The sequence below is a fragment of the Mesorhizobium sp. M0174 genome, from assembly GCF_040322275.1.
GTDB lineage: Bacteria > Pseudomonadota > Alphaproteobacteria > Rhizobiales > Rhizobiaceae > Mesorhizobium.
This window is the reverse complement of sequence record NZ_JAMYTB010000003.1, coordinates 313281-333255: the sequence shown is the minus strand read 5'-3', so window position 1 is coordinate 333255 and position 19975 is coordinate 313281. Positions and strand designations below refer to the sequence as shown.

Here is a 19975-nt window from a genome sequence, read left to right as displayed (position 1 = left end):
GGACCAAGCCTAGTCATCAGCGCAGCCCCACATAGAACAGGCCAGCGATGATCAGGGCCACTGCGATCATCAGGACGGCAAGGATGCCTGAGGCGACTGGACTTCTGACCGTATCGTCGGGGCAGTCGCCGCGGCACATGCACTCCGGCCACTGGTCGCAGATCAGTTGCTTGTTGCCGTGCGGCGGCACCGAAATCAGTTCACGGGGCGGCGTGCGATTGAGGCGGGCGTTCATCAGTCGAGCCTCGGCCAGCAGCCGATGGCGCCAACGACCAGCGCCGCCATCAAGAGGACGATCAGGAACTTTGCCTGAAAGTCCCAGAGCGGACGAGCGCCGAGCGGCGGCAGCTCTTCAGCTTCGAACTCGACATCGTCGAACATGCGCTCGAGGTAGTCGAGCGGCGCGCGGTCGGGCAGTTCGCCGCGGATCTGCGAGCGGCTGCGGTTGAGGTGGTCAATGGCATCGCGCGCGGTCATGCCGGTATTCCCATCCAGCATGCGCAGAAGGTCAGGCCGAACATCAAGCTGACCGCAAAGGCGAGCGTGGTCGAAGGAAATTGGAGATCGCTAGCCAGCTTCACCTTGGTGATGATGCCGATGCGTCTCCGCTCGGCAATCTTCCTGGCCTCGGCCGCGCTTTCGGCGTCGACATGGACCTTTGTCCCGTCGGCGAAATGAATGCGGAACGTCGGCATCAGCGTTGCTCCTCGTGGTGTTTGGGAAATCCGCGCGATTGCAGCGGGCGGACAGGCTTCGGCCATGTGCCGTCGTGCTTGCGCCGCTGGCGGTCGGCCTTGGCGCGGAGATCGGTTTCAATCGACGATTTGGCCTGGTGGTAGAGGTTCAGCGCCGGCGCAAGATTGCTCTCGCGATGCTCGCCGCCGAGAGACAGCGGCCTGATGTGCTCGATCTGCCAGCCTTCGCCGGGCCGGATCCTGCGGCCGGAAATATGGCAACGGCGCCCGGCGCGAACGAAGATGCGATCGCGCACCCAGTCGGGAACCGTTGCGTCGGGTGTCGAGCCTATCCATTCGGAAACGCTCCTACCGCCATGAGGATCGGTGATACGGGACGATTTCATTGCCGCAACTCCGGCGGCAGCGAATCGAGGTAGACCCCTTTGACGATCTCACGATCCTCTGGGGAATGTGTGCGGGGTTCCCGGCCTGTCATCGCTATCTCGGCGATGATGTCGACCGTAAAGCCCATGTCATGCATCTCGCGAAGCATGCGGACGGCACGTACAAGATACTTGTTGCGGTGGGCCATCAGCGGGCCTCCGCCAAGGATGGTGACGGCTCAAGATCGGCGAGGATCTCAGACGGCTTGCGACCTGCCTTGAGTTGCAGGGATATCCAGTCGAAGACCTTGGGCGACGCGTCGGCCAGCGCGATCAGCTTTTCGGCGGTGTTCATTGTTTGCCGTCACCGCCACGGCGAGCGTTCCATGCCTCCAAGGCCTCGGCGAAGCTGTCGGCCTCCGGCCCTTGAGCGCCGCAATCCCGGCAGACGCCATGGAAATGACTGTTGATCGGCTCTATTGCCGAGCCGGATTTGATCGGATGCGCGAATGGGCACTGCTTGGGCTTGTTCGACACTCTTGCCTCCCGAAACATTCGAGATAACAAGCGTGCATTACGCACACAGCTATGTCAACAGAAAAGTGCGTATCGCACACGAGAGAGCCTGCTTGCGTGCGATTCGCGGTCGTCAGTTGGCGTTGGATGCCACGGCGGCCGACAGCTCGGTGATGGTATCATTGACCGCGTCAGGCGACATACGGATTATGCGCGGCAGGCGCTCGCCGCCGAATTCCTGCAAGAAAAGGCGGTCACCGTTCGACCGGTCGATCCCAGCCGACACTCGCGATGGCCGCAGGGCGGCGCGAATAAGATCGTCGATCGGATTGTGCGAGGCGCTTGGTGCGGCGGTCTGGCGGTAGAGCATCAAGAGTGCTGCCTGGTGTACTTCCGCTTCCAGACCGGACGCCTGACCGAACGGGACCAGGAAACGGCTGCTCCCTTCGGATGTATGCAGGGTCAATGTCATCGCGCTTCCGTCCGGCTCGACCATTGTCTGCCATCCCAGCACTTCTTGATCTTCCGGTTTCGGGGAAATCGTATCGGTTTCAGCAGGAAACCTGCTGATCACCAGTTTGTCCATATGCGTGCCCGCCTAGTGTTCTTGCTGCCTATTTTTTGAACAAGCAGGAGAACCAGTCGACGAATCAAATAAAAAATCGACGCATGAAAGAGTTTTCAACCGAAGCTTTTTTTGGCGCGGTAAATAGATGGTTAATTCACTGCTTCTTGCGCGCAGCGCCTTCGGTTCCGACCGAGTGTTCGAACGCCGTATCGATTTGTTTCTCGATGCTGTCAGCGATCAAGTCAGCAATGTCGGGACGCTGGAGCCGCAACTGCGATAGTCGCTGGTCGATGCTCCTCTGCTTGCCAGGCCCCGGCCCTTCGCCGGTCAGCAGCCACCCTTCCGAAACCTTGAAGGCCTTGGCATATTTGGCCGAGGCACGGCCGAAACCGCGTAGGCCGTTCTCGTGCTGGTGATAGGTATGTACGCTCCAGCCAAAGAACTCGGCTGCCGCCTTGGCGCTGGAAAACTTTGCGTTTTCTCGAGCGATCTGCAGTCTCTTAGCGGGATCTGGGCGGTCATCAAATGGCATAATGTGCATAAAGCACGAAACCGGTGTGCGTTTCGCGTTGACAAGGTGGTGTGCGTTATGCACGTTACGCGACATGAATCAGTCTTTCGAAGTCAAGGCACTGCGGGAACGTATCGGCTGGACCCAGGAGCAGCTGGCGCAATATCTCGGCGTCGACCGCTCCAGCATCTCCCGTATGGAAAACGGCCAGACGCTGTCCGGCCCCGTGTTGCGGCTGCTGGTCATCCTGGCTGCTGCGGCTGATGCAGGCACCACAGATGCGCTGCTCACTTCAGATCCGATCGCAGCTGAGCAATGACCTTCCATTCCCCTCAAATGCTCCAATGGGCCGGTTTTTTCCACAGAAACCGATTGGTAACCTTAAGCCGTAACCATTTTGCGGGCCCGCGCATCATCCAATCTAATGGCGATGCCGTCGAGGTGCTGCCATGAAGGCGCCCCTCGCCACTGCCACGGTCCCCGCGGATTGCGGCGCCCGCCTTGCTGGCACCGGCTTCACCGAGCGCCTGGTGCCGCGGCGCGCCGACTTCTCGAATGCACAGAGGCCCTCGATCAACGATGAGCCATCCCTGGGGGCGGGTCCGCAAGCCGAAGCCTCCCTTGCCGGCATAGGTAGCAGGACGCTTGCGGATCGTGAGGGCCGCCTTGAAGGGGAGGCGGCTTCGGCTGACCTCCCCGCCATTTCCTCTCCCTCCCAGGAGACCGCGACTGCCGCCGAAGCCCAAGACCTCCCGGCTTCGGCGGCATTTTCCCATTTCACCGAATCCTGTCCTTGCGCCGCAACGGGGCAGGATAAGACCGCGCCGGAGTTGAAGACTGCCTCTTCCGGCCCCGGCGCGGTCACCCTTTCGCTCGAGCTGAAACCGGCAGTAGCGCTGATCCTCAATCTAGCGGTCACCGCCAAGGGCTTGCCCGCCGCAGAGATCATCGCTCGCGCCATCTGTGTGTATGCCGAAGCCATCGGGATTCCCTCGCTTGCCCGCCAGATAGAATCCGACGGGGGCGAGCGTCACGCAAATACGATTTCCGACGATTTCCACGAAGTGCCGGCGTTCGACCGCACCGGCCTCAACCGGTTTGGGAAAGGCCGCTGATGTCTCGCTCATCCTCCGACAAGCAGCGTCACAGCCTGAAGATGGCAGTAGCGCGCGTCATCGACCTGATCGGCGCGGGCAATCTCGCCGAGACGGTCACGCGGGTCAACGCGACGATGCTGTCGCGTTACATCGCGCCGCACGAAGACGACCGGCACGCCGGCATCGACGTGGTGCTCGACCTCGAGATCGCCGCCGGCGACCCGGCGGTGACGCGCACGTTGGCCGCCCTGCAAGGCTATGACCTGGTCAAGGCCGAGCAAAAGGGCACCGGCCAAAACCTCGACCTCGACGATCTGCAGCGCCTGCACCGCGAGGCCTCGGAAGCGGTGTCGGCGATCATGGCCGGCATCGCCGACCAGACGATCACGCCATCGGCAAAGAAACGGATCCTGAATGAGCTCGCCGATCTTCGCCAGGCGATCGCAGCGATCGAGGCGAAGGTGGAGGCGGCATGATCACGAATCCAAGCACTTATTCCGAGGCGGAGATTGCCCTCATCGCCGACTGGCTGGGCGAGAACCTCTCGGCGACCCAGATCGCCTACCGGCTGGCAAGGCAACGAGGCTGCGCCGTCTCGCGCAATGCCATCATCGGCATCGTGCATCGCAACAAGGTGCTGGCGGCCATCGGCCTGAGCGGACCATCGGGAAAGCCGTCGGCGGGATCGCCTGTGCCCCAAGCGCCTTCGGTGCCGCGCGCGCCGAAACCGGAGGCTCGGCTCCATCCCGGTAACATCCGCAGCAAGAAGGAGGCGAGGGCGCTCGACCCGGTGTTTGCGCCACCGGCGCGACGGCCGGTCGATGGCCTCAAGCCTCATGCATATGACGCCGCTGCCCGGCACATTCCGCTTGAAGAGTTGCGCCATGGCGAATGCCGTTGGCCGGTCAACAATGCCGCCCAAGGGGAAAAGCATTTGTTCTGCGGCAAGGCTGCGAGCTTCAGTTCCTATTGCCCGCACCATGCGCTGCGCGCCGGTGTGCGCCCGCTGTTCGTGGCGGAGGCGGCATGACGCCTGACACCATAGAGCGCAAGCAGTTCGCCTTCGCCGTGTCGCCGAAGGTCTTCGATGCGGTGACCAAGCGTGCACGCTCGCAGGGCATGTCGCCGACGGGCTACGCCAAGCTGCTGTTCGACGCCGCCTTCGCCGCGCGCATCGGGCAGGAACGCGGTGATCCGGCCAGCGATGCCGAACTCGACCGGCAGGTGACGCTGGTCTTTGCCTGCGCCGGGCAGGGCGATGCGGCAGCGATCTCGACCGCCACCGGCGTCAGGCTGTCGCTGGTCACGATGATCCTCAGGGCATGGCGCAAGCAGGGAGGGGCAAAATGATGCGTTCGTTCTTCACCGTAAGAGCCACCATCGCCGCTGCCGTTCTTGCGGTCGGCTATGGCGTCGCCTGTTCGATGATATTCGGCAGCGACGTCGCCTTCCCGCACGAGGCGATTCCAACTGCCGCTATGCCGCAAGGCTGGTCTTATCCATTCGCCTGCTGCTCCGGCTATGACTGCCGCGAGGTCCCCGACGCCGACATCGTCGAGGGCGCGCGCGGCTACGAGATCCGCCGCACCGGCGAACTGATCGCGATGACCGATCCGAAGGTCAGGCGGAGCCCCGACGGCAAGTTCCATTGGTGTTCGGTCGCCGGCGCCAATGACGGGAAGACGATCTGCCTTTTCGTGCCGCCGCGGGGGTTTTGATGGGCGGGTTTGGATTCAAGGAAGCCGAGCGTGCCGATGCCGTCTACCGGTATTCGGTCAGGTGCGACCGTGCGACCAGCGCCAAGATCGAAGCGGCGGCGCGCAAGGCCGGCATAAGCGTGACGGCGTTCGTTCAGCGGCATTTCGAGGCCATACTCGACGCCAGGCCGAACGCGCCCAAGCTGGCCACCTTCGATGCTGCCGGATTCGATGCCGTGGAATTCAGCAAGCGCCATCACGTCACGCTGATGGCCGCGAAGCTGTGGGGCACGCTTCGCGTTCATGCCGGCGAAAATGGCCACGTCCAGCGCTTCCAGACCCTGCTCGCCGAAGACATCGGCTGCGACCACGCATCGACCGGGCGGCTGGTTCTCGCGCTAATCGAGGCGGGCCTGCTGGAGACGGTGCGCAAAGGCAAGATGGGCACGTCTGCTACCTACCGCGTCATCGGCGAGGACTGAGCGATGGCTGGCGTCTCACGCAGAACAGTTCTGGTCGGCGCAGTTGCAGCAGCCGCAGCGGCGATGCTTCCCACGGTGGGAGCAGAGGAAGCTCCGCGATTCATTGGGATCGACCTCGGCGCGCAGCCCGACGTGCTCGGCTTCGCCGTCGGCACGCCTGGCGAATATGACTGGATCAGTGTCACCGCTAAGTCTGCCGAGGAAGCATGGGCGCAGTGGTGCGACCATCAGGGCTACGGGCTTGCCGAGGAGCGGGTATTTTGCGCGGACTATGTGACGCGCGTTCCGCAATGGGACGGCAAGGATCCGGATTCCATCCGTCCGGCGGACTGGCTGAAGGCCAATCTCGGACATTGCTGCGAACGCTGCGGCTACGAAACGCATCCTGAGTCCGGCGCGCGCATCATTGCGGGCGACGTGGTCTGCGAAGAATGCATGACCTTTGCCGATCGCCTCGTCGATGATCCTGACGACGCCGTCGACGAACTTGCCAATCGCATCGCCGATGACGGTGCCGACGAGGTGCGGGAACAACTGATCGCTGATGGTGATTGGCCGCTTGCCGTCGAGCTCTGGCCGCGCGCGCTTGCGGCAGCAGGGGAGGACCAAGCGGCATGACTTACGATCCTTACACGCCACGCACCCCGAAGAAAAAAGATGGCAAGCCGAAGGGCAAGCCGGAGCAACTACCGCCCGAGGTGACCCGTCGGGCCAAGGGTGATTCCGAACCGATGATCTCAATTCGCACGGCGGACGGGCGGTCGACGGGTGAAGTCCCGATGAGCGTGGTGAAGGCCGCATTGAAGGTGGTCAAGGGCGGCAAGGACGATCCGACCGAAGAGATGTTTTCCGCCGACGAGACCGGCGAGAGCGCGGCGCAGACCGTCGCAGCCGGACAGCTGCGCGCCTTCATCGAGCGCATCGAACGGCTCGAGGAAGAGAAGAAGACGATCGCCGACGATATCAAGGAAGTGTTCGCCGAGGCCAAGGGCACCGGCTTCGACACCAAGGCGATGCGGTCGATCGTCCGGTTGCGCAAGAAGGACGAGGCCGAGCGCCAGGAAGAGGAAGCTATCCTCGACCTCTATAAAGCAGCGCTGGGGATGGTTTGATGAAGCTCATCATCACCATCATCCTTCCTGCTGTTGCTTTCCTCTGGGCATTCAAGAACTTGCCTGCGCCGGCTAGCGGCTGGCGCGGCGGTCTTGGACGGTTCCTTCACTCGACGATGCTGGCGATCCTGGCCTGGCTGGTCGCGAGGACGCTGCCTTGAAGTACCAGCTGCTGCCGCCGCTCTCGCCGGACGAATTCACCTCGCTCGAGCGCTCGATCATCGCGCATGGCGTGCTGGTGCCTGTCGAGTATGACGAGGCGGGCGAAATCATCGACGGCCATCACCGCGTCCAGATTTGCGAAAGCCTCGGCCTCGTCGACTGGCCGCGCTTCGTGCGCAAGGGCCTTTCTGAAACCGACAAGCGGGCGCTGTCGCGCGAACTGAACTTCGCCCGTCGACATATGACGACTTCGCAGAAGCAGGATGTCATCGCCGATCAGCTGCGCGACACGCCATCGATCTCGTCGCGGGCTATCGCCGGTATGCTCGGTGTTCACCATTCCACGGTCGAGGGTGTTCGCAAGCGGTTGGTCGATGGTGGCGAAATTAGCCACCATGAAGAGGTGGAGGGCAAGGATGGCGTGCGCCAGCCTGCCCGCAAGGCGATCAAGACGGCCTTCGTGCCCGATCGTGAAAATGTCGGCGAATTCCTGAAGGGCGCCAAGATCATCCGCGCCGAAAAGCAGAAGATCGCCCACACGGTGCGCCTTGCGCATATGGACATGGTGCGCGAGACCGGCGGCGCCAGCGCGCCGGGCAAGCTCATGCGCCAGTATGCCGTCGGCTATGCCGACCCGCCGTGGAAATTCGGTGTCCGCTCCGAAGTGACCGGCCGCGAGAAGAGCGCGGAAAACCACTATCCGACGATGACGACCGACGAGATCATCGCGCTGTTTCGCGAGCTCGACCCGTTCACCGAAAACGCTGTGTTCTTCTGCTGGGCGACCAACCCGATGTTGCTGGACGCGCTGCGCCTGTTGGAAGCGCTCGGCTTCACCTACGTGCATCACTGGGTGTGGGACAAGGAAGTCGCCGGGACCGGCTATTGGGGCCGCGACCGTCACGAGATCCTGCTGATCGGCCGCCGCGGCGACGTCGCCGCACCCTTGCCCGGCTCGCAACCGGAGACGGTTTTTCGCGAGCGCAAGGGCAAGCATTCGGCCAAGCCGGACTTCTATGCCGAGACGATCGAGCGGCTATTCCCCGGCGTGGCGCGGCTGGAGATGTTCTGCCGCTCGCCCCGCCCGGGCTGGGATCATTGGGGTTTTGAAATAGGGGATATGCCGGAAACGGCATCCGAGAAGGTGGGCGGGGTTGCCAGTGCCTGCAGCGCCTTTGTCACGCGGAGAGAACTGGACGCAATTCTGCCTACGCGACAAGGGGCAGAGATGGAACGCGGCATCGATCGATGCGTGACAGCCGGAGAGACGGCAACGAATCCCGTAGCGAAAGCCTCCGAGGACAACGGTGGGATCAGCGCCATTGAGGGCGCCCCCATGACGGGAGAGGTGAGTAGGGCCGATGCCGGTCGGTCGGCATCTGCAACGTCTGAGAGAATGGACGCGACAGCCGGAGAGACGGCACCTTTTGAGCGTCCATCGGTGACCACCGAGGAGCTCACCGAGTTCAAGTTGCTTGGCGCAATCGCCGGCGGCATCAGTGTTTCTGGTCCCCTATTCGAAGCTCTAAAGGAGCAAGGCCGCCTGATTTGGGCTGGCAAAGAACTCACGGTCGGCGGTGCTAAGCGCCTCGCAGAATTGGGAAGGTTAGTTGATGCCGCATCCGACGGTGATGCCGTCAATGTTGTAAGCGCCACGAAACGTGGCTTCCGTGATGCGTTAGCCGATTGGACTGAATTCAATCGGCTAAATGCGCGCGACATTGACGATCTTAGTCCCGATGAGATCGCGCGGCGTGATGCGCTAAAGCCTCTCGTTGAGGCTGACCTCGCGCCAATTGCCGACGACGCGCCGCCGCCAAACAAGCGCGGGCGCAAGGCGGTGCCGGCATGAGCGAATTCCAGAGATGCCTGGCTTTTGCCCGAGCCGACGCGCTCGAGCTGCGTCGCTTGCTGAAGCGGACGGATGAAATCCCTTCAAATGAATTGGCAGCGCACCTCGCGGCATTGCGCGTTCAGCACGCAATGATCGGCCGCGATCTCGACAGGCTTCAGAAGGCCGCAGCGGCTGAAAAGGCGGTGCCGGCATGATTCCGTCAAGCCAGCTTTCCGCGCTCAAATGGTTGCGCAATCGCAATGGCGACGGCGGCTTCGACCGCAACCAGGTGCTGCTCGCCGGTGGCGACCGCGCCCCGGTCATGCGGGCGACGTGGAACAAGCTCGCTGCGGTTGAGCTCGTCGAGTTTTACCAGGAGCGCAGGCGCCTCCGCGTAACTCAGGCCGGATACCTCTGCGACCTCTCGCGTGTCGAGGAATCGGCATGAACGCGCCCGTCACCTTCCCGGCCGACGATCCCTACCTCGACTTCCTGCGCGGCAAGATGCAACTGGCCAAGGCCGATGGCTTCGACGTCGCGGTTGAAGACATCAACCCGGCCGGCGCGCCGCATTGCCGGGCCATCGTGCGCTGGGCGCTAAAGGGCGGCAGCCGCGCCATCTTCGCGTCGTTCGGACTGCACAAGACCTTCATGCAGATCGAGCTGATGCGGCTGGTCGGGCAGTTCGCGCCTGGTCTGCGGCTGATCGTGATCCCGCTCGGCGTGCGCCACGAATTCTTCGCCGAGGCGGAAGAGCGTTTTGCCGGCGACTGCGCCGTCAAGCTGAAGTTCATCCAGAGCGACGCCGGCATTGAAGGCGACGACACGATCTACCTGACCAATTACGAGAGCGTGCTGGCCGGCAAGATCGACGTGTCGCGGTTTGTGGGGGCGAGCCTCGACGAGGCTGCCGTGCTGCGCGGCTACGGGACAAAGACCTTCCAGACCTTCCTGCCGCTGTTCAAGGCCGTGCGCTTCAAGTTCGTCGCCACGGCAACGCCGTCGCCGAACCGCACCAAGGAACTGATCCACTATGCCGGCTTCCTTGGCGTGATGGACACCGGCCAGGCGCTGACGCGGTTCTTCCAGCGCAATTCGGAAAAGGCCGGCGACCTGACGCTGTTCCCGCACAAGGAAGATGAGTTCTGGCTGTGGGTGCACAGCTGGGCGGTGTTTTTGCAGTCGCCTTCCGATCTCGGTTTTTCCGATGACGGCTATGTGCTGCCGCCGGTGACGGTGAACTGGCACGAGGTGCCGATCGACCATTCGACGGCCGGCGAGGATCGCGACGGACAAGGCCTGCTGCTGCGCAACGCCGCGCTCGGCGTCACCCAAGCGAGTGCGGCCAAGCGCGACAGTTTGTCGGCGCGGATCGCCAAGATGGTCGAGCTGATTGCGCAGGATCCTGAGGCGCACCGCATCCTCTGGCACGACCTAGAGGATGAGCGCCGCGCCATCGAGGCGGCTGTGCCGGGCGTGCGCTCGATCTATGGTGCGCAAGGCATCAATGCCAATGAGACGAACGCCGTTGGCTTCAAGAACGGTAAGTTCCGCGACCTCGCGACAAAACCGGAAATGTCGGGCGCGGGCAACAATTTCCAGATGCATTGCCATTGGGCGATCTTCGTCGGCGTCGGCTTCAAGTTCCACGACTTCATCCAGGCGGTGCACCGCATCGTGCGCTTCGGCCAGGCGCATGAATGCCGCATCGACATCATCTTTTCCGAAGCCGAACGCGAAGTGCGCCGCAATCTCGAAGGCAAGTGGGCCGAACACGACCGGCTGATGGCGCGCATGGCCGAGATCATCCGTCGCTACGGGCTGGACGGCCTGCCGCTCGACGACGTGCTGTCGCGCTCGATCGGCGTGGCACGACGTGAGGAGCGCGGCGAAAGCTTCGTCATCGCGCATAACGATGCCGTGCTCGAGGCGCGGCAGACGGCCAGCGCCAGCATCGGCGAGATCGTCACCTCGATCCCGTTCGCCAACCATTACGAATACACGGCTTCCTACAATGATTTCGGCCACACCGACGACAATGGCCATTTCTGGGCGCAGATGGATTTCCTGACGCCGGAGCTCCTCAGGATCCTGAAGCCCGGCCGGCTGGCCTGCATCCACGTCAAGGACCGGGTGCTGTTCGGCTCGGTGACCGGCGAAGGCGTGCCGACCGTCTCGCCCTTCCATGCCGAGGCGATCTTCCACTACCTCAAGCACGGCTTCCAGTTCGTCGGCATGATCACCATCGCCACCGACGTGGTGAAGGAAAACAACCAGACCTACCGGCTCGGCTATTCCGAGATGATGAAGGACGCCACCAAGATGGGCGTCGGCTCTCCGGAATATGTGCTGCTGTTCCGCCGCCCGCAGAGCGACCTTTCGCGCGGCTATGCCGACGAGCCTGTCGAGCACGACAAGCCGCTGGTGATCGCCGCCGACGGCCGCCACGAGCGGTGGACCGATGGCGACCGCCGGCCGCAGGTGCCGGGCAGCGGCTACACGCTGGCGCGCTGGCAGATGGATGCGCATGCCTTCTGGCCGTCCTCCGGCGACCGGCTGCTGACCACCGACGAGATCGTGCGGCTCGGGCCGAAAGCGGTGCGGGCGCTGTTCCAGACGATGTTCGAAGGCGCCGTCTACGACTTCGAAGCGCATGTGCGGCTCGGCGAGGAACTGGCGGCAAAGGATGCGCTGTCCAAGACCTACATGATGCTCGATCCGCCATCCGCCGATCCGAATATCTGGACCGACGTGGTGCGCATGCTGACGCTGAACGGCGAGCAGGCGTTCAAGAATTTGGAGAAGCACGTTTGCCCTCTCCAGTTTGACATCGTCGACCGGCTGATCGACCGCTATTCCAACAAGGGCGATATCATCTACGACCCGTTCGGCGGGCTGATGACGGTGCCCTATCGGGCGATACTGAAGGGCCGGCGCGGGCAGGCCTCCGAGCTTTCCGCCACCTACTTCCATGACGGCGCGCACTACTGCCGCAAGGCCGAAGCGCAGATGGCCGTGCCGACCATGTTCGACATGCTCGGCATCGGCGACGAGCTGGAGGCGGCGGAATGATATCGGCAGCCCTTTTCCGCGAGATGATCGCTGCACTCGGAGATCAGGCTGTCGACGACATCGCCTGGTCGGAAAATCTCAAGCCGCCGACCGATGCCGAAGACTTCGCATCGGAAGCGATCTTCGTCATCTGCAACTCCGGCATGAAGAACACCATCGCCGTCAAGATATTCGCAAAGGTCATGACGGCCATCCAGGGCGATCTCAGCGCCTTCGATGTCTTCCGTCATCCGGGCAAGGCCAAGGCGATCGACCTCATATGGCGGACGCGGGCTGACTTGCTGGCCGGCTATCTCTCCGCGACTGACAAAATCGAGTTCTGCGCCTCGCTGCCCTGGATCGGCGGCATTACGAAGTTTCACCTCGCCAAGAACTTCGGCGCCGACGTGGCGAAGCCCGACGTTCACCTTCAGCGCCTCGCCGATCGCGAGGGGATCAGTCCTCAGGCGCTATGCGAACGCCTGGCTGCCGAGACCGGGTACCGCGCTGCGACCGTTGACGTGGTGTTGTGGCGGGCCTGCGCCAACGGTGTCCTCAACTCGCGCACCGGTGAGTTTTCCGGCGGTGTGACCGCGCCTGAGCAAAGGGAGCTCGGGCTATGACCAAGTACGATCCCGCCAAGGATTCCGCCGGCTCCTATACCGCCGCTGTCGAGGCCAAGCGGCTGCGCGGCGACACGCATTGGCCGGAGCCCAGGGAGCGAGCGCCGGATCCTGAAACCGAAAAGCAGTTGAAGCGGCTGAAGCGCGCACTCGACCGCAAGCTGCGCAAGGACGGGCTGGCATGATGACCGGTGCCGAGCGTGCCAATCACATGCCGCAAGCGCCGCTCGTCGCCGCGATCCGAGCGACGGAACTCGCTCTGTCGATTGCATCGCGGTGGATCACCATCCATCGCGACAACCGCGCGTCGTCGCGCGAGGCAAGGTGCCGGTCCTGGTGCGAGGGATTGACGAGCGAGCATGCCGAACTGGTCAGCGGCTACGAGCGCCGCTTCGGCGACATCCCTCGCTTGTCAGATGGCCTCGCCAGCATGAGGGCCGACGACCATGGCTGACGTCGCCTTCCGCCGCTTTGCCGATGCCTTCCAGCAGCGCCTCGACGCGCTCGGCTATTCGCTTCGGATCGCCGAGCAGAAGTGGCCGGACACCGACCGCGCCATGCTGTCGCGCGCCACCAACGGGAAGACGCTTTCGGCCGGCAATTACCTGCTGCTCTGCAACTATGCCGGGCTTGATCCATACGCCTATTTCGAGACGGCGCCGCACCGGCGTGTGACGATGAAAACCATTTCAGAACAGTTGGTTACACCACCTGTCCAACGTGAAACAGGGGCAGAGCGATGAACGATTCGATGATCCCGATCCTGCGGCAATTACACGATGCGGATGGTGATCGATCCCGCGCCGACACGCTGCTGCGCATGCCGGATTCTGTCATGCTGAAGTATCACCCGGTGATCGAAGCCGCGTGCCGTCGTGCGCAATTTGAGGCCGGATCAAACTTCGTCGCCTTGCGCGTTTCGCTGGCTCTGGCGGTTCGCGATGCCTCGGGACTGCCCCCGGTCGATCTAGCCGCCAAGGCCGAGCAATACCGTATCGGCATGGCCGAATTCGCTGCGGGAGGCGCGTCATGAGCGCGATCGACAAAAACGTCGACCCGCTGGCGCGCCTGCTGGCCCCGGTCGTGCGTCAAATGCTGATCGCGGAAGTCGAGCGGCTTGCTGCGGCTATTCCAGTCGCAAAGCCCAAGGCCACCGGCGCCAGCAAGGCCGATGACGGACATCATGGAAGCCTGCCGCCAAGTGGCCAATGCCGCCGACACGCTGGCACAGGCCAAGTTCGGGGTAGGAGAGATTGCGGCCCGCAAATCGCTGGAACGGGCTGCAACGTTTCTGGGCCGCGCCATGCGCAAGCACGGGCGGATGCCGTGAACGCCGCCGTGCTCTCGCCCGATGCCGCGCGGCTGAAAGCCGTTCGCGCTGCGCTGGCCGCGATCGAGCCTGCGGTGTGGACGCGTGTGCATGGCGCCGATGGCGCTTACGTGGAATCGCGCGGCGACATGGGCGAGCTGTTCGTGCTGGCGAAGTTCCACGAAGCGACGGTCGACGAGATCGACTTCGTCTGCAATGCGCCGGATACGGTCGCTTTCCTCCTGCGGCTGTTCGATGCCGCTTGCTTTCAAATCCGCCAGTTGCGTGGCCTGCCGGAGCCCCGCCGGCAGAACGAACCGGCCTGCGAACCGATGACGCGCGACGTCAAAAACTTCGCCGCCGAATGCGCGATGAAGTGCAAGGACGATGCAGCGTTCAAGCTGTTCCTGCATGAGGCGCACGGCCTGGAAAAGCCGCTGACCGACGAGCGCGTGGCGCAAAAGGTGACGCTCGCTGCTCGGCGTGCAATCACGAAAAGAACTGAACAATGGCGGGCGGGCCAGCGAGGCGTGGATAGCGCTGCGCGGCAGCTTTTCCGCATGGCTGAAGAGGGAACCGCGATGACATGGAAGCCTGACCTTTGCATCTATCACGGCAATTGCGACGACGGCTTCGGCGCCGCGTGGGCGATCTGGAAAAAGTGGGGCAACTCGGTCGCCTATGTGCCGGGCTTCTACGGCAAACCCCTGCCTGACGTCGCCGGGCGCCACGTGCTGTTTGTAGATTTCTCGGCGAAGCGGCCCGAACTGGTGACGCTCGCCGACAAGGCTAAGAGCGTGGTCGTGATCGACCATCACAAAACAGCCGAGGCCGAGCTGAAGGACTGGAATGGTCCAATGCCAGCGCTGGCCGACATCGAGCTTCTAGCGGCCAAAGCCTGCACTGAGACTGGGTCGCCGGTCGTGGCGGTGTTCGACATGGACCGATCCGGCGCGACAATGGCTTGGCAGTTCGCGCACGAGATGACCGGCTATCACAATCCGGTTCCTCACATGCTGGAATTGATCGAGGATCGTGATCTTTGGCGCTTTTCCTATGGTGACCGCACAAAGCAATTTTCGGCAGCGCTGCGCACCTATCCCATGGATTTCGCGGTCTGGGATGCGATCGCCACCAAGCCGGATGATCTGATCGACGAGGGAAGGGCGATCCTGCGCGCGCACCAGGCCAACATCGGCAAATTCCTCCAAGAGGCCTATTTCTCCCACATCGGCGACCATCATGTGCCGACGGTCAATGTTCCCTACCACTACGCCAGCGACACCGCACACGAACTGCTGGTTCGCTTCCCTGACGCCCCTTTCGTGGCCTGCTGGTTCCGCCGTGCTGACGGCCAAATCCAGTTCTCGCTTCGCTCTGAGGATAGTCGCGTCGACGTGTCCGAAGTCGCCAAGTCTTTCGGTGGTGGCGGTCATCGCAACGCTGCCGGGTTTGAGGCGGTGGCGGGGCAATGACACTTCTCGATTTCGATTCGCGCCTGGGTCAATCCGACCTGCCGCCGCTGATCATCGACAGCTTCGCCGGCGGCGGCGGTGCCTCGACCGGCATCGAGATGGCGCTCGGCCGCTCGCCCGACATCGCCATAAACCACAATCCGGCGGCACTGGCGCTGCATGCCGCGAACCATCCAGATACGCTGCACCTGTCGGAAAACGTCTGGCAGGTCGACCCGTTCGAGGTGACGCACGGCCGGCATGTCGGCCTCGCCTGGTTCTCGCCCGACTGCAAGCACTTTTCCAAGGCCAAGGGCGGCAAGCCGGTCGAGCGCAACATTCGCGATCTCGCATGGGTGGTGTGCCTTTGGGCCGAACGCCGGCGGCCGGATGTCATCCTGCTCGAAAACGTGGAGGAGTTTCGCGATTGGGGACCGCTGATCGAAACTGATCGCGGTCTGATGCCGGATCCCGATGGGCGGGGCAAGACCTTCGCCAAATGGTGCAAGCAGCTGCGCAAGCTTGGCTACAAGCTCGAATGGCGCGAGCTGCGCGCCTGCGACTTCGGCGCGCCGACTATCCGCAAGCGGCTGTTCCTGATCGCCCGCTGCGACGGCCAAAAGATCGTCTGGCCGAAACCGACGCATGGCAAGCCCGACGATCCGGAGGTGATTGCCGGGCGCAAGCTGCCCTGGCGGACGGCTGCGGAGATCATCGATTGGGAGCTCGCGTGCCCCTCGATCTTCGACACCGGCGCTGAGATCATGGAAAAGCTCGGCCTGCGCGCCGTGCGGCCGCTAGCCGATGCGACGATGAGCCGGGTGGCGCGTGGCGTCGATCGCTACGTGCTGAAGGCGAAGAAGCCGTTCCTGGTCAGCGTTGCGCATGGCTATAGCGGCGGGCGCAGAGAATATCCGATCGATGATCCGTTTGGCGTCGTCACCGCCGGCGGCATCTCGCACGCGGTGGTCTCGCCGTCGGTCATTCGCTTCAACACCGGCGCGACCGGCCACGATGCGCGCGAGCCGTTGGCCACGGTGACTGCCAACAGCTTCAAGAAGCGGCCGGGCGGCGCCGCGCCGCTGGGTGTCGTCGCGCCGGTTCTGTCCTATGCGCAGCAGGGTGGCGCAAACCGCAGCGTCGAGGATCCAGCGCATACGATCACAGCGAGCAAGAAAGACCAGAACCTGCTGGTCGCGCCGACGCTGATCCAGATGGGCTATGGCGAGCGTGACGGCCAAGCGCCGCGGGTACTCGACATAGAGGCGCCGATCGGCACCGTCGTCGCCGGCGGCGTCAAGCATGCGTTGGCCGTGCCGACGCTGATCGGCTGCGGCGGCAGGGCAGGGCAGAGCCGGCCACGCGGCGGCGACGAACCGATGGCGACACAGACCGCCAAGGCCGACGTCTGCGTCACAGCGGCCTTCCTTGCCCAGCACAACAACGATGGCCGGCGTACCGGAGGCGTCAATCCCGGCCGACCAGCCGACGAACCTGTCTCGACGATCACCGCCAACCCGCAGCAAGGCGTCATTGCCGCCTTCATGTCGCGCCAGTTCGGCACGTCGACCGGACACGACATCGACGAGCCGACGCATACCGCCACGGCCAAGGTCAACAAGTCGATGCTGGTCGCGCCATTCATGCAGAAATACTACGGCACCGGCGACGGCTCGCGCCTTGATGAGCCATGTCACTCGGTGACGACGAAAGACCGCTTCGGCTTCGTCGAAGGCGACCTCGGCTGGCCACCGTTCACTGAAGAACAGGCGGCGCGGGCGCGATTGGTCGCCGGCTTCATGCGCGAGCACGGCTTTTGGGACGAGCGCGAGTTCGTGACGGTCGATATCGAGGGCGAGACCTTCACCATCGTCGACATCGGCATGCGTATGCTGACGCCGCGCGAGCTGTTCTCGGCGCAAGGCTTCCCGCCAGACTACATCATCGACCTTGAATACAAGGGCAAGCCGCTGCCGAAGAGCGACCAGATCGCCTGCTGCGGTAACAGCGTCTCGCCACCAATGGCGGCGGCGCTCGTAGCGGCCAATTGCGGCCACATGGTGCGGTTCCAGGAGGCGGCGGAATGACCTGCATCGTCGGACTGGTCGAAGGCGGCAAAGTCTATCTCGGCGGCGATAGTGCCGGCGTCGCCGGCTATCAGATGTCGGTGCGGGCCGATCGCAAGGTGTTCCGCAACGGCGACTTCATCATGGGCTTCACCACATCGTTCCGTATGGGGCAGTTGCTGGCGCATGCCTTCACGCCACCAAAGCGGCATGCCGATATTGACGTGTACAAGTTCATGGTCACCGACTTCGTCAATGGCGTGCGTGACTGCCTCAAGGCCGGCGGCTATGCCGTCAAGCATGATGAGGTCGAAAGCGGTGGCAGCTTCCTAGTCGGCTACGAAGGCCGGCTGTTCGGCATCTATGACGACTATCAGGTCGGCGAGCACGTCGATGGGTTCGCTGCCTGCGGCTGCGGCGACGAGATCGCGCTCGGCGCGCTCTATGCCAACCGGGCCGGCAAGCCACGGGACCGGCTGCGGATCGCCCTGGAAGCTGCCGAACGGTTCAGTGCCGGCGTGCGCGCGCCATTCCACATCATCAGCAATGGTGCCGCATGAGCTGGAAAGCCTCCGCATGGGCGAAAGAACAGCGGCTCGGCTCGCCGGCGGCGAAGTCGATCCTGCTCTGCCTCGGCGACTATGCCGAGCCGGAAAAGGCATCGTGCTGGCCCAGCCAGGAGCAGCTTGCCGCCGACGCTGAAGTGTCTGAACGCACGGCGCGTGACTGGCTGCAGCGGCTCGAGGAATGGGGCCTGATCGAGCGCCAGCGGCGCACTGGCGCAAGGGGTGCGCGCGCCAACGACCTGATCATGCTGAAACTCGACTGCAAGGTGCTCGACGGGACCGAGCGGCTGCGCTCGGGCGCGCCTGAAACCGAAGTCCTACCGGCAGAAATTGCCGGTAGGACCAACCGGCAACCAGACGCCGATCCTACCGGCAACCAGGACCCTCCTACCGGCAACCAGCAACCGCCCTATATAGAGGAACCGTCCAATAGAACCGTCCAAGGAACCTCTCAACCGGGCGCGCAAGCGCGCGAGAGAGAGGCTACCGATGATCTGGAAAAAGAGCCGGATGGTCCGAAAAAGATCGAGGCGGCGTTCTGGCGCATGGTGCGGGTCTGGCCGGGCCAGAAGGGCATGCCGAAGGACGGCGGGCTGCGCGCCTTCGCGGCGCTGACGCCGCACGAGCGCATCAATGCCGAGCGATTGTTCCCGCACTGGCTGGCACTGCTGAAGGCGCAGCGGAAGGATCATGTTCCGGCACCCTCGACCTATTTCGGGCAGAAGCTGTTTTGCGAGGTCCCCGAACCGGTCGAGGTCAAGCCGACGGCGATCGTGGCGCCGCCCTTCGGGCCGGTGTGGGGCGCTGTGCGGATGCGGACGCTGCTCACACCACCCGTAGCCGCGCCGCCGGCCAAGGGCTTCATGGCTGCGCTGCTGGCCCAGGACGACGACAAGGGCCACCAGGCGCGCATGACCCGGCAGGCTGCCTATGGCTGGCCTGTGGTGCTGCGCATGCAGGAGGCGGCCGAGAACCGGCGCGGCATCACCGTGACACCCGACCTCGAGGCGCTGGCCGCTCTGATGGAGCCGGTCAAGGTCGGCTGCGAGGTGTGGGACCTCTGGCGGGCCGAGCATGAGCAGCGCGGCTGGCCGTGGCTCCCCGACCCTGGCCAGATGCCGGTGGTGTATTTCCCGGCTGGCGGGCCGGCAGGACTGGAAGCATTTGAACAAGCGGTGCGAGGGACCAATGATGCACAGCAAGCGGCCGAGTGACGTTGAGCGTGCTTGGATCGATCGCAAGGGCGAGCCGATCAATGTCGACCGCGCATACGCCGAATCAGACAGACAGATGAATCTCTCTAGAAGGGCACAGGCCTTGCTCGCGGCAGCGGGAGAATCAGGCCCGGTGATGCAGTGGTTCGTGCTATGCATCGCCCATCATGCCGAAAAGGATGTGGATAAGTCGCTCGGCCAAGCCGGCGTTGAACGCTGGTTTCCGGTCGAGAAGCGGTTGCGGAACGCTCCGCATGCGAAGCGCAAGGTCGTGTACCATGTGCCCGCGCTGCCCGGATACGTCTTCGTAAAGGTGCTGAACCGTGACGAAACATGGGCTGCTTTGCTGACGCTGGAAGGGGTTCGTGCCGTGCTTGGCGGTGCCCGTGGACCCGTCCCTGTCCCTGAATGTAAATACTTGGAACTCAAGAAGAAACTGGATGAGAAGTCCACTGATGAAGCCGTGGTTGAGGCTGCGTTCCCGGTGGGTGCCAGAGTGCGGATCGAAGATGGTCCCTTCGCCAGCTTCGGAGGCTCCATCGAGAAGCTGGTCGACGGTCAGCGAGCGATCGTGCTGGTCGACATCTTCGGACGCCTCGCACCCACCGAGCTGGATCTTGCGCAAATCACGAAATCCGAATAGCGAATCTCAC

33 protein-coding genes and 1 pseudogene are annotated in these 19975 nt (G+C 63.4%); 25 read left to right on the top strand and 9 right to left on the bottom strand.

From position 1 onward, the window contains the following. Positions 1-16: 16 nt before the first annotated feature. From NKJ13_RS08120 to NKJ13_RS08080, 9 genes are all read right to left on the bottom strand, one after another. Positions 17-235, bottom strand: a complete 219-nt coding sequence (locus NKJ13_RS08120; protein WP_352710879.1) for a hypothetical protein — start codon at positions 233-235, stop codon at positions 17-19. Continuing rightward, on the bottom strand, positions 235-477 hold the full coding sequence (locus NKJ13_RS08115) for a hypothetical protein (RefSeq protein ID WP_352777616.1): 243 nt from the start codon (positions 475-477) through the stop codon (positions 235-237). The genes NKJ13_RS08120 and NKJ13_RS08115 overlap by 1 nt, the downstream gene beginning before the upstream one ends. After that, complete coding sequence (locus NKJ13_RS08110) at positions 474-695, bottom strand: hypothetical protein (RefSeq protein ID WP_352777615.1); 222 nt, start codon at positions 693-695, stop codon at positions 474-476. Before NKJ13_RS08110 ends, NKJ13_RS08115 begins: the two co-directional genes overlap by 4 nt. Continuing rightward, positions 695-1081 (bottom strand): HNH endonuclease, encoded by a 387-nt coding sequence (locus NKJ13_RS08105; RefSeq protein ID WP_352777612.1) that lies wholly within the window; start codon positions 1079-1081, stop codon positions 695-697. The genes NKJ13_RS08110 and NKJ13_RS08105 overlap by 1 nt, the downstream gene beginning before the upstream one ends. Further along, positions 1078-1269: a hypothetical protein gene (locus tag NKJ13_RS08100; protein WP_352710871.1), complete on the bottom strand. Its 192-nt coding sequence runs from the start codon at positions 1267-1269 to the stop codon at positions 1078-1080. Before NKJ13_RS08100 ends, NKJ13_RS08105 begins: the two co-directional genes overlap by 4 nt. Then, entirely contained in the window at positions 1269-1415 is a 147-nt protein-coding gene (locus NKJ13_RS08095; RefSeq protein WP_352777609.1) for a hypothetical protein, read from the bottom strand. The genes NKJ13_RS08100 and NKJ13_RS08095 overlap by 1 nt, the downstream gene beginning before the upstream one ends. Then, positions 1412-1597, bottom strand: a complete 186-nt coding sequence (locus tag NKJ13_RS08090) for a hypothetical protein (RefSeq protein WP_352777607.1) — start codon at positions 1595-1597, stop codon at positions 1412-1414. The genes NKJ13_RS08095 and NKJ13_RS08090 overlap by 4 nt, the downstream gene beginning before the upstream one ends. A 112-nt stretch (positions 1598-1709) precedes the next feature. Then, positions 1710-2162: a hypothetical protein gene (locus NKJ13_RS08085; protein ID WP_352777605.1), complete on the bottom strand. Its 453-nt coding sequence runs from the start codon at positions 2160-2162 to the stop codon at positions 1710-1712. A gap of 136 nt (positions 2163-2298) precedes the next feature. Continuing rightward, a complete protein-coding gene (locus tag NKJ13_RS08080; RefSeq protein ID WP_352777603.1) occupies positions 2299-2751 on the bottom strand; it encodes a hypothetical protein in 453 nt (150 codons plus the stop codon). On the opposite strand from NKJ13_RS08080, the gene NKJ13_RS08075 reads away from it, so the two are divergent. The 25 genes and pseudogenes from NKJ13_RS08075 (at position 2750) to nusG (ending at position 19965) form a co-directional block, all read left to right on the top strand. Then, complete coding sequence (locus tag NKJ13_RS08075) at positions 2750-2974, top strand: helix-turn-helix domain-containing protein (protein WP_352777601.1); 225 nt, start codon at positions 2750-2752, stop codon at positions 2972-2974. The genes NKJ13_RS08080 and NKJ13_RS08075 overlap by 2 nt on opposite strands. Before the next feature lie 130 nt (positions 2975-3104). Continuing rightward, a complete protein-coding gene (locus NKJ13_RS08070) occupies positions 3105-3770 on the top strand; it encodes a hypothetical protein (protein ID WP_352777599.1) in 666 nt (221 codons plus the stop codon). After that, entirely contained in the window at positions 3770-4228 is a 459-nt protein-coding gene (locus NKJ13_RS08065; RefSeq protein ID WP_352777597.1) for a hypothetical protein, read from the top strand. The genes NKJ13_RS08070 and NKJ13_RS08065 overlap by 1 nt, the downstream gene beginning before the upstream one ends. Beyond that, on the top strand, positions 4225-4782 hold the full coding sequence (locus NKJ13_RS08060; protein ID WP_352777595.1) for a GcrA family cell cycle regulator: 558 nt from the start codon (positions 4225-4227) through the stop codon (positions 4780-4782). The genes NKJ13_RS08065 and NKJ13_RS08060 overlap by 4 nt, the downstream gene beginning before the upstream one ends. Beyond that, positions 4779-5102, top strand: coding sequence for a hypothetical protein (locus NKJ13_RS08055; protein ID WP_352777594.1), 324 nt, complete (start codon positions 4779-4781; stop codon positions 5100-5102). Before NKJ13_RS08060 ends, NKJ13_RS08055 begins: the two co-directional genes overlap by 4 nt. After that, entirely contained in the window at positions 5099-5470 is a 372-nt protein-coding gene (locus NKJ13_RS08050; protein ID WP_502901891.1) for a hypothetical protein, read from the top strand. The genes NKJ13_RS08055 and NKJ13_RS08050 overlap by 4 nt, the downstream gene beginning before the upstream one ends. Continuing rightward, positions 5470-5931: a hypothetical protein gene (locus tag NKJ13_RS08045; RefSeq protein WP_352777591.1), complete on the top strand. Its 462-nt coding sequence runs from the start codon at positions 5470-5472 to the stop codon at positions 5929-5931. The genes NKJ13_RS08050 and NKJ13_RS08045 overlap by 1 nt, the downstream gene beginning before the upstream one ends. 3 nt (positions 5932-5934) lie before the next feature. Next, on the top strand, positions 5935-6549 hold the full coding sequence (locus NKJ13_RS08040) for a hypothetical protein (protein ID WP_352777589.1): 615 nt from the start codon (positions 5935-5937) through the stop codon (positions 6547-6549). A gap of 224 nt (positions 6550-6773) precedes the next feature. After that, on the top strand, positions 6774-7043 hold the full coding sequence (locus NKJ13_RS08035; protein WP_352777687.1) for a DUF2312 domain-containing protein: 270 nt from the start codon (positions 6774-6776) through the stop codon (positions 7041-7043). Further along, positions 7043-7204, top strand: coding sequence for a hypothetical protein (locus tag NKJ13_RS08030; protein WP_352777587.1), 162 nt, complete (start codon positions 7043-7045; stop codon positions 7202-7204). Before NKJ13_RS08035 ends, NKJ13_RS08030 begins: the two co-directional genes overlap by 1 nt. Further along, positions 7201-8316: pseudogene (locus tag NKJ13_RS08025) on the top strand (MT-A70 family methyltransferase); the annotation flags it as partial. The gene NKJ13_RS08030 and the pseudogene NKJ13_RS08025, both read left to right, overlap by 4 nt. A 737-nt stretch (positions 8317-9053) precedes the next feature. Beyond that, on the top strand, positions 9054-9254 hold the full coding sequence (locus NKJ13_RS08020) for a hypothetical protein (protein ID WP_352777586.1): 201 nt from the start codon (positions 9054-9056) through the stop codon (positions 9252-9254). Continuing rightward, positions 9251-9487: a hypothetical protein gene (locus NKJ13_RS08015; protein ID WP_352777584.1), complete on the top strand. Its 237-nt coding sequence runs from the start codon at positions 9251-9253 to the stop codon at positions 9485-9487. The genes NKJ13_RS08020 and NKJ13_RS08015 overlap by 4 nt, the downstream gene beginning before the upstream one ends. Then, positions 9484-12111 (top strand): DNA methyltransferase, encoded by a 2628-nt coding sequence (locus NKJ13_RS08010; RefSeq protein ID WP_352777583.1) that lies wholly within the window; start codon positions 9484-9486, stop codon positions 12109-12111. Before NKJ13_RS08015 ends, NKJ13_RS08010 begins: the two co-directional genes overlap by 4 nt. Next, entirely contained in the window at positions 12108-12713 is a 606-nt protein-coding gene (locus NKJ13_RS08005; RefSeq protein WP_352777581.1) for a hypothetical protein, read from the top strand. Before NKJ13_RS08010 ends, NKJ13_RS08005 begins: the two co-directional genes overlap by 4 nt. Beyond that, complete coding sequence (locus NKJ13_RS08000; RefSeq protein ID WP_352777579.1) at positions 12710-12898, top strand: hypothetical protein; 189 nt, start codon at positions 12710-12712, stop codon at positions 12896-12898. Before NKJ13_RS08005 ends, NKJ13_RS08000 begins: the two co-directional genes overlap by 4 nt. Then, on the top strand, positions 12895-13167 hold the full coding sequence (locus NKJ13_RS07995) for a hypothetical protein (protein WP_352777577.1): 273 nt from the start codon (positions 12895-12897) through the stop codon (positions 13165-13167). Before NKJ13_RS08000 ends, NKJ13_RS07995 begins: the two co-directional genes overlap by 4 nt. Further along, positions 13160-13456, top strand: coding sequence for a hypothetical protein (locus NKJ13_RS07990; RefSeq protein WP_352777576.1), 297 nt, complete (start codon positions 13160-13162; stop codon positions 13454-13456). The genes NKJ13_RS07995 and NKJ13_RS07990 overlap by 8 nt, the downstream gene beginning before the upstream one ends. Beyond that, the gene (locus tag NKJ13_RS07985) at positions 13453-13746 is read left to right on the top strand and encodes a hypothetical protein (protein ID WP_352777574.1); all 294 of its coding nucleotides are present in this window, start codon (positions 13453-13455) and stop codon (positions 13744-13746) included. The genes NKJ13_RS07990 and NKJ13_RS07985 overlap by 4 nt, the downstream gene beginning before the upstream one ends. A 138-nt stretch (positions 13747-13884) precedes the next feature. Further along, positions 13885-14043 carry a hypothetical protein gene (locus tag NKJ13_RS07980; RefSeq protein ID WP_352777573.1) on the top strand — a complete coding sequence of 53 codons (159 nt, stop codon included), beginning with the start codon at positions 13885-13887 and terminating at the stop codon, positions 14041-14043. After that, positions 14040-15497, top strand: coding sequence for a DHHA1 domain-containing protein (locus NKJ13_RS07975; protein ID WP_352777571.1), 1458 nt, complete (start codon positions 14040-14042; stop codon positions 15495-15497). The genes NKJ13_RS07980 and NKJ13_RS07975 overlap by 4 nt, the downstream gene beginning before the upstream one ends. Further along, entirely contained in the window at positions 15494-17563 is a 2070-nt protein-coding gene (locus NKJ13_RS07970; protein ID WP_352777570.1) for a DNA cytosine methyltransferase, read from the top strand. Before NKJ13_RS07975 ends, NKJ13_RS07970 begins: the two co-directional genes overlap by 4 nt. Further along, on the top strand, positions 17560-18102 hold the full coding sequence (locus NKJ13_RS07965; protein WP_352777569.1) for a hypothetical protein: 543 nt from the start codon (positions 17560-17562) through the stop codon (positions 18100-18102). The genes NKJ13_RS07970 and NKJ13_RS07965 overlap by 4 nt, the downstream gene beginning before the upstream one ends. Beyond that, positions 18099-19322 carry a helix-turn-helix domain-containing protein gene (locus tag NKJ13_RS07960; protein ID WP_352777568.1) on the top strand — a complete coding sequence of 408 codons (1224 nt, stop codon included), beginning with the start codon at positions 18099-18101 and terminating at the stop codon, positions 19320-19322. Before NKJ13_RS07965 ends, NKJ13_RS07960 begins: the two co-directional genes overlap by 4 nt. Next, entirely contained in the window at positions 19297-19965 is a 669-nt protein-coding gene (gene nusG / locus NKJ13_RS07955; RefSeq protein WP_352777566.1) for a transcription termination/antitermination protein NusG, read from the top strand. The genes NKJ13_RS07960 and nusG overlap by 26 nt, the downstream gene beginning before the upstream one ends. Positions 19966-19975: the final 10 nt, after the last annotated feature.

Bases quoted from the DNA above. Each gene is read 5' to 3' on its own strand.
- NKJ13_RS08015 (WP_352777584.1), top strand. From the start codon at position 9,251: ATGATTCCGTCAAGCCAGCTTTCCGCGCTCAAATGGTTGCGCAATCGC.
- NKJ13_RS08030 (WP_352777587.1), top strand. From the start codon at position 7,043: ATGAAGCTCATCATCACCATCATCCTTCCTGCTGTTGCTTTCCTCTGG.
- NKJ13_RS08005 (WP_352777581.1), top strand. From the start codon at position 12,108: ATGATATCGGCAGCCCTTTTCCGCGAGATGATCGCTGCACTCGGAGAT.
- NKJ13_RS07980 (WP_352777573.1), top strand. From the start codon at position 13,885: ATGACGGACATCATGGAAGCCTGCCGCCAAGTGGCCAATGCCGCCGAC.
- NKJ13_RS08100 (WP_352710871.1), bottom strand. From the start codon at position 1,269: ATGGCCCACCGCAACAAGTATCTTGTACGTGCCGTCCGCATGCTTCGC.
- NKJ13_RS08085 (WP_352777605.1), bottom strand. From the start codon at position 2,162: ATGGACAAACTGGTGATCAGCAGGTTTCCTGCTGAAACCGATACGATT.
- NKJ13_RS08050 (WP_502901891.1), top strand. From the start codon at position 5,099: ATGATGCGTTCGTTCTTCACCGTAAGAGCCACCATCGCCGCTGCCGTT.
- NKJ13_RS08010 (WP_352777583.1), top strand. From the start codon at position 9,484: ATGAACGCGCCCGTCACCTTCCCGGCCGACGATCCCTACCTCGACTTC.
- NKJ13_RS08040 (WP_352777589.1), top strand. From the start codon at position 5,935: ATGGCTGGCGTCTCACGCAGAACAGTTCTGGTCGGCGCAGTTGCAGCA.
- NKJ13_RS08060 (WP_352777595.1), top strand. From the start codon at position 4,225: ATGATCACGAATCCAAGCACTTATTCCGAGGCGGAGATTGCCCTCATC.
- NKJ13_RS07995 (WP_352777577.1), top strand. From the start codon at position 12,895: ATGATGACCGGTGCCGAGCGTGCCAATCACATGCCGCAAGCGCCGCTC.
- NKJ13_RS08080 (WP_352777603.1), bottom strand. From the start codon at position 2,751: ATGTCGCGTAACGTGCATAACGCACACCACCTTGTCAACGCGAAACGC.
- NKJ13_RS08110 (WP_352777615.1), bottom strand. From the start codon at position 695: ATGCCGACGTTCCGCATTCATTTCGCCGACGGGACAAAGGTCCATGTC.
- NKJ13_RS08095 (WP_352777609.1), bottom strand. From the start codon at position 1,415: ATGAACACCGCCGAAAAGCTGATCGCGCTGGCCGACGCGTCGCCCAAG.
- NKJ13_RS07990 (WP_352777576.1), top strand. From the start codon at position 13,160: ATGGCTGACGTCGCCTTCCGCCGCTTTGCCGATGCCTTCCAGCAGCGC.
- NKJ13_RS08075 (WP_352777601.1), top strand. From the start codon at position 2,750: ATGAATCAGTCTTTCGAAGTCAAGGCACTGCGGGAACGTATCGGCTGG.
- NKJ13_RS07965 (WP_352777569.1), top strand. From the start codon at position 17,560: ATGACCTGCATCGTCGGACTGGTCGAAGGCGGCAAAGTCTATCTCGGC.
- NKJ13_RS08120 (WP_352710879.1), bottom strand. From the start codon at position 235: ATGAACGCCCGCCTCAATCGCACGCCGCCCCGTGAACTGATTTCGGTG.
- NKJ13_RS08070 (WP_352777599.1), top strand. From the start codon at position 3,105: ATGAAGGCGCCCCTCGCCACTGCCACGGTCCCCGCGGATTGCGGCGCC.
- nusG (WP_352777566.1), top strand. From the start codon at position 19,297: ATGATGCACAGCAAGCGGCCGAGTGACGTTGAGCGTGCTTGGATCGAT.
- NKJ13_RS08065 (WP_352777597.1), top strand. From the start codon at position 3,770: ATGTCTCGCTCATCCTCCGACAAGCAGCGTCACAGCCTGAAGATGGCA.
- NKJ13_RS08045 (WP_352777591.1), top strand. From the start codon at position 5,470: ATGGGCGGGTTTGGATTCAAGGAAGCCGAGCGTGCCGATGCCGTCTAC.
- NKJ13_RS08000 (WP_352777579.1), top strand. From the start codon at position 12,710: ATGACCAAGTACGATCCCGCCAAGGATTCCGCCGGCTCCTATACCGCC.
- NKJ13_RS07985 (WP_352777574.1), top strand. From the start codon at position 13,453: ATGAACGATTCGATGATCCCGATCCTGCGGCAATTACACGATGCGGAT.
- NKJ13_RS08035 (WP_352777687.1), top strand. From the start codon at position 6,774: ATGTTTTCCGCCGACGAGACCGGCGAGAGCGCGGCGCAGACCGTCGCA.
- NKJ13_RS08115 (WP_352777616.1), bottom strand. From the start codon at position 477: ATGACCGCGCGCGATGCCATTGACCACCTCAACCGCAGCCGCTCGCAG.
- NKJ13_RS08055 (WP_352777594.1), top strand. From the start codon at position 4,779: ATGACGCCTGACACCATAGAGCGCAAGCAGTTCGCCTTCGCCGTGTCG.
- NKJ13_RS08020 (WP_352777586.1), top strand. From the start codon at position 9,054: ATGAGCGAATTCCAGAGATGCCTGGCTTTTGCCCGAGCCGACGCGCTC.
- NKJ13_RS08105 (WP_352777612.1), bottom strand. From the start codon at position 1,081: ATGAAATCGTCCCGTATCACCGATCCTCATGGCGGTAGGAGCGTTTCC.
- NKJ13_RS07960 (WP_352777568.1), top strand. From the start codon at position 18,099: ATGAGCTGGAAAGCCTCCGCATGGGCGAAAGAACAGCGGCTCGGCTCG.
- NKJ13_RS07970 (WP_352777570.1), top strand. From the start codon at position 15,494: ATGACACTTCTCGATTTCGATTCGCGCCTGGGTCAATCCGACCTGCCG.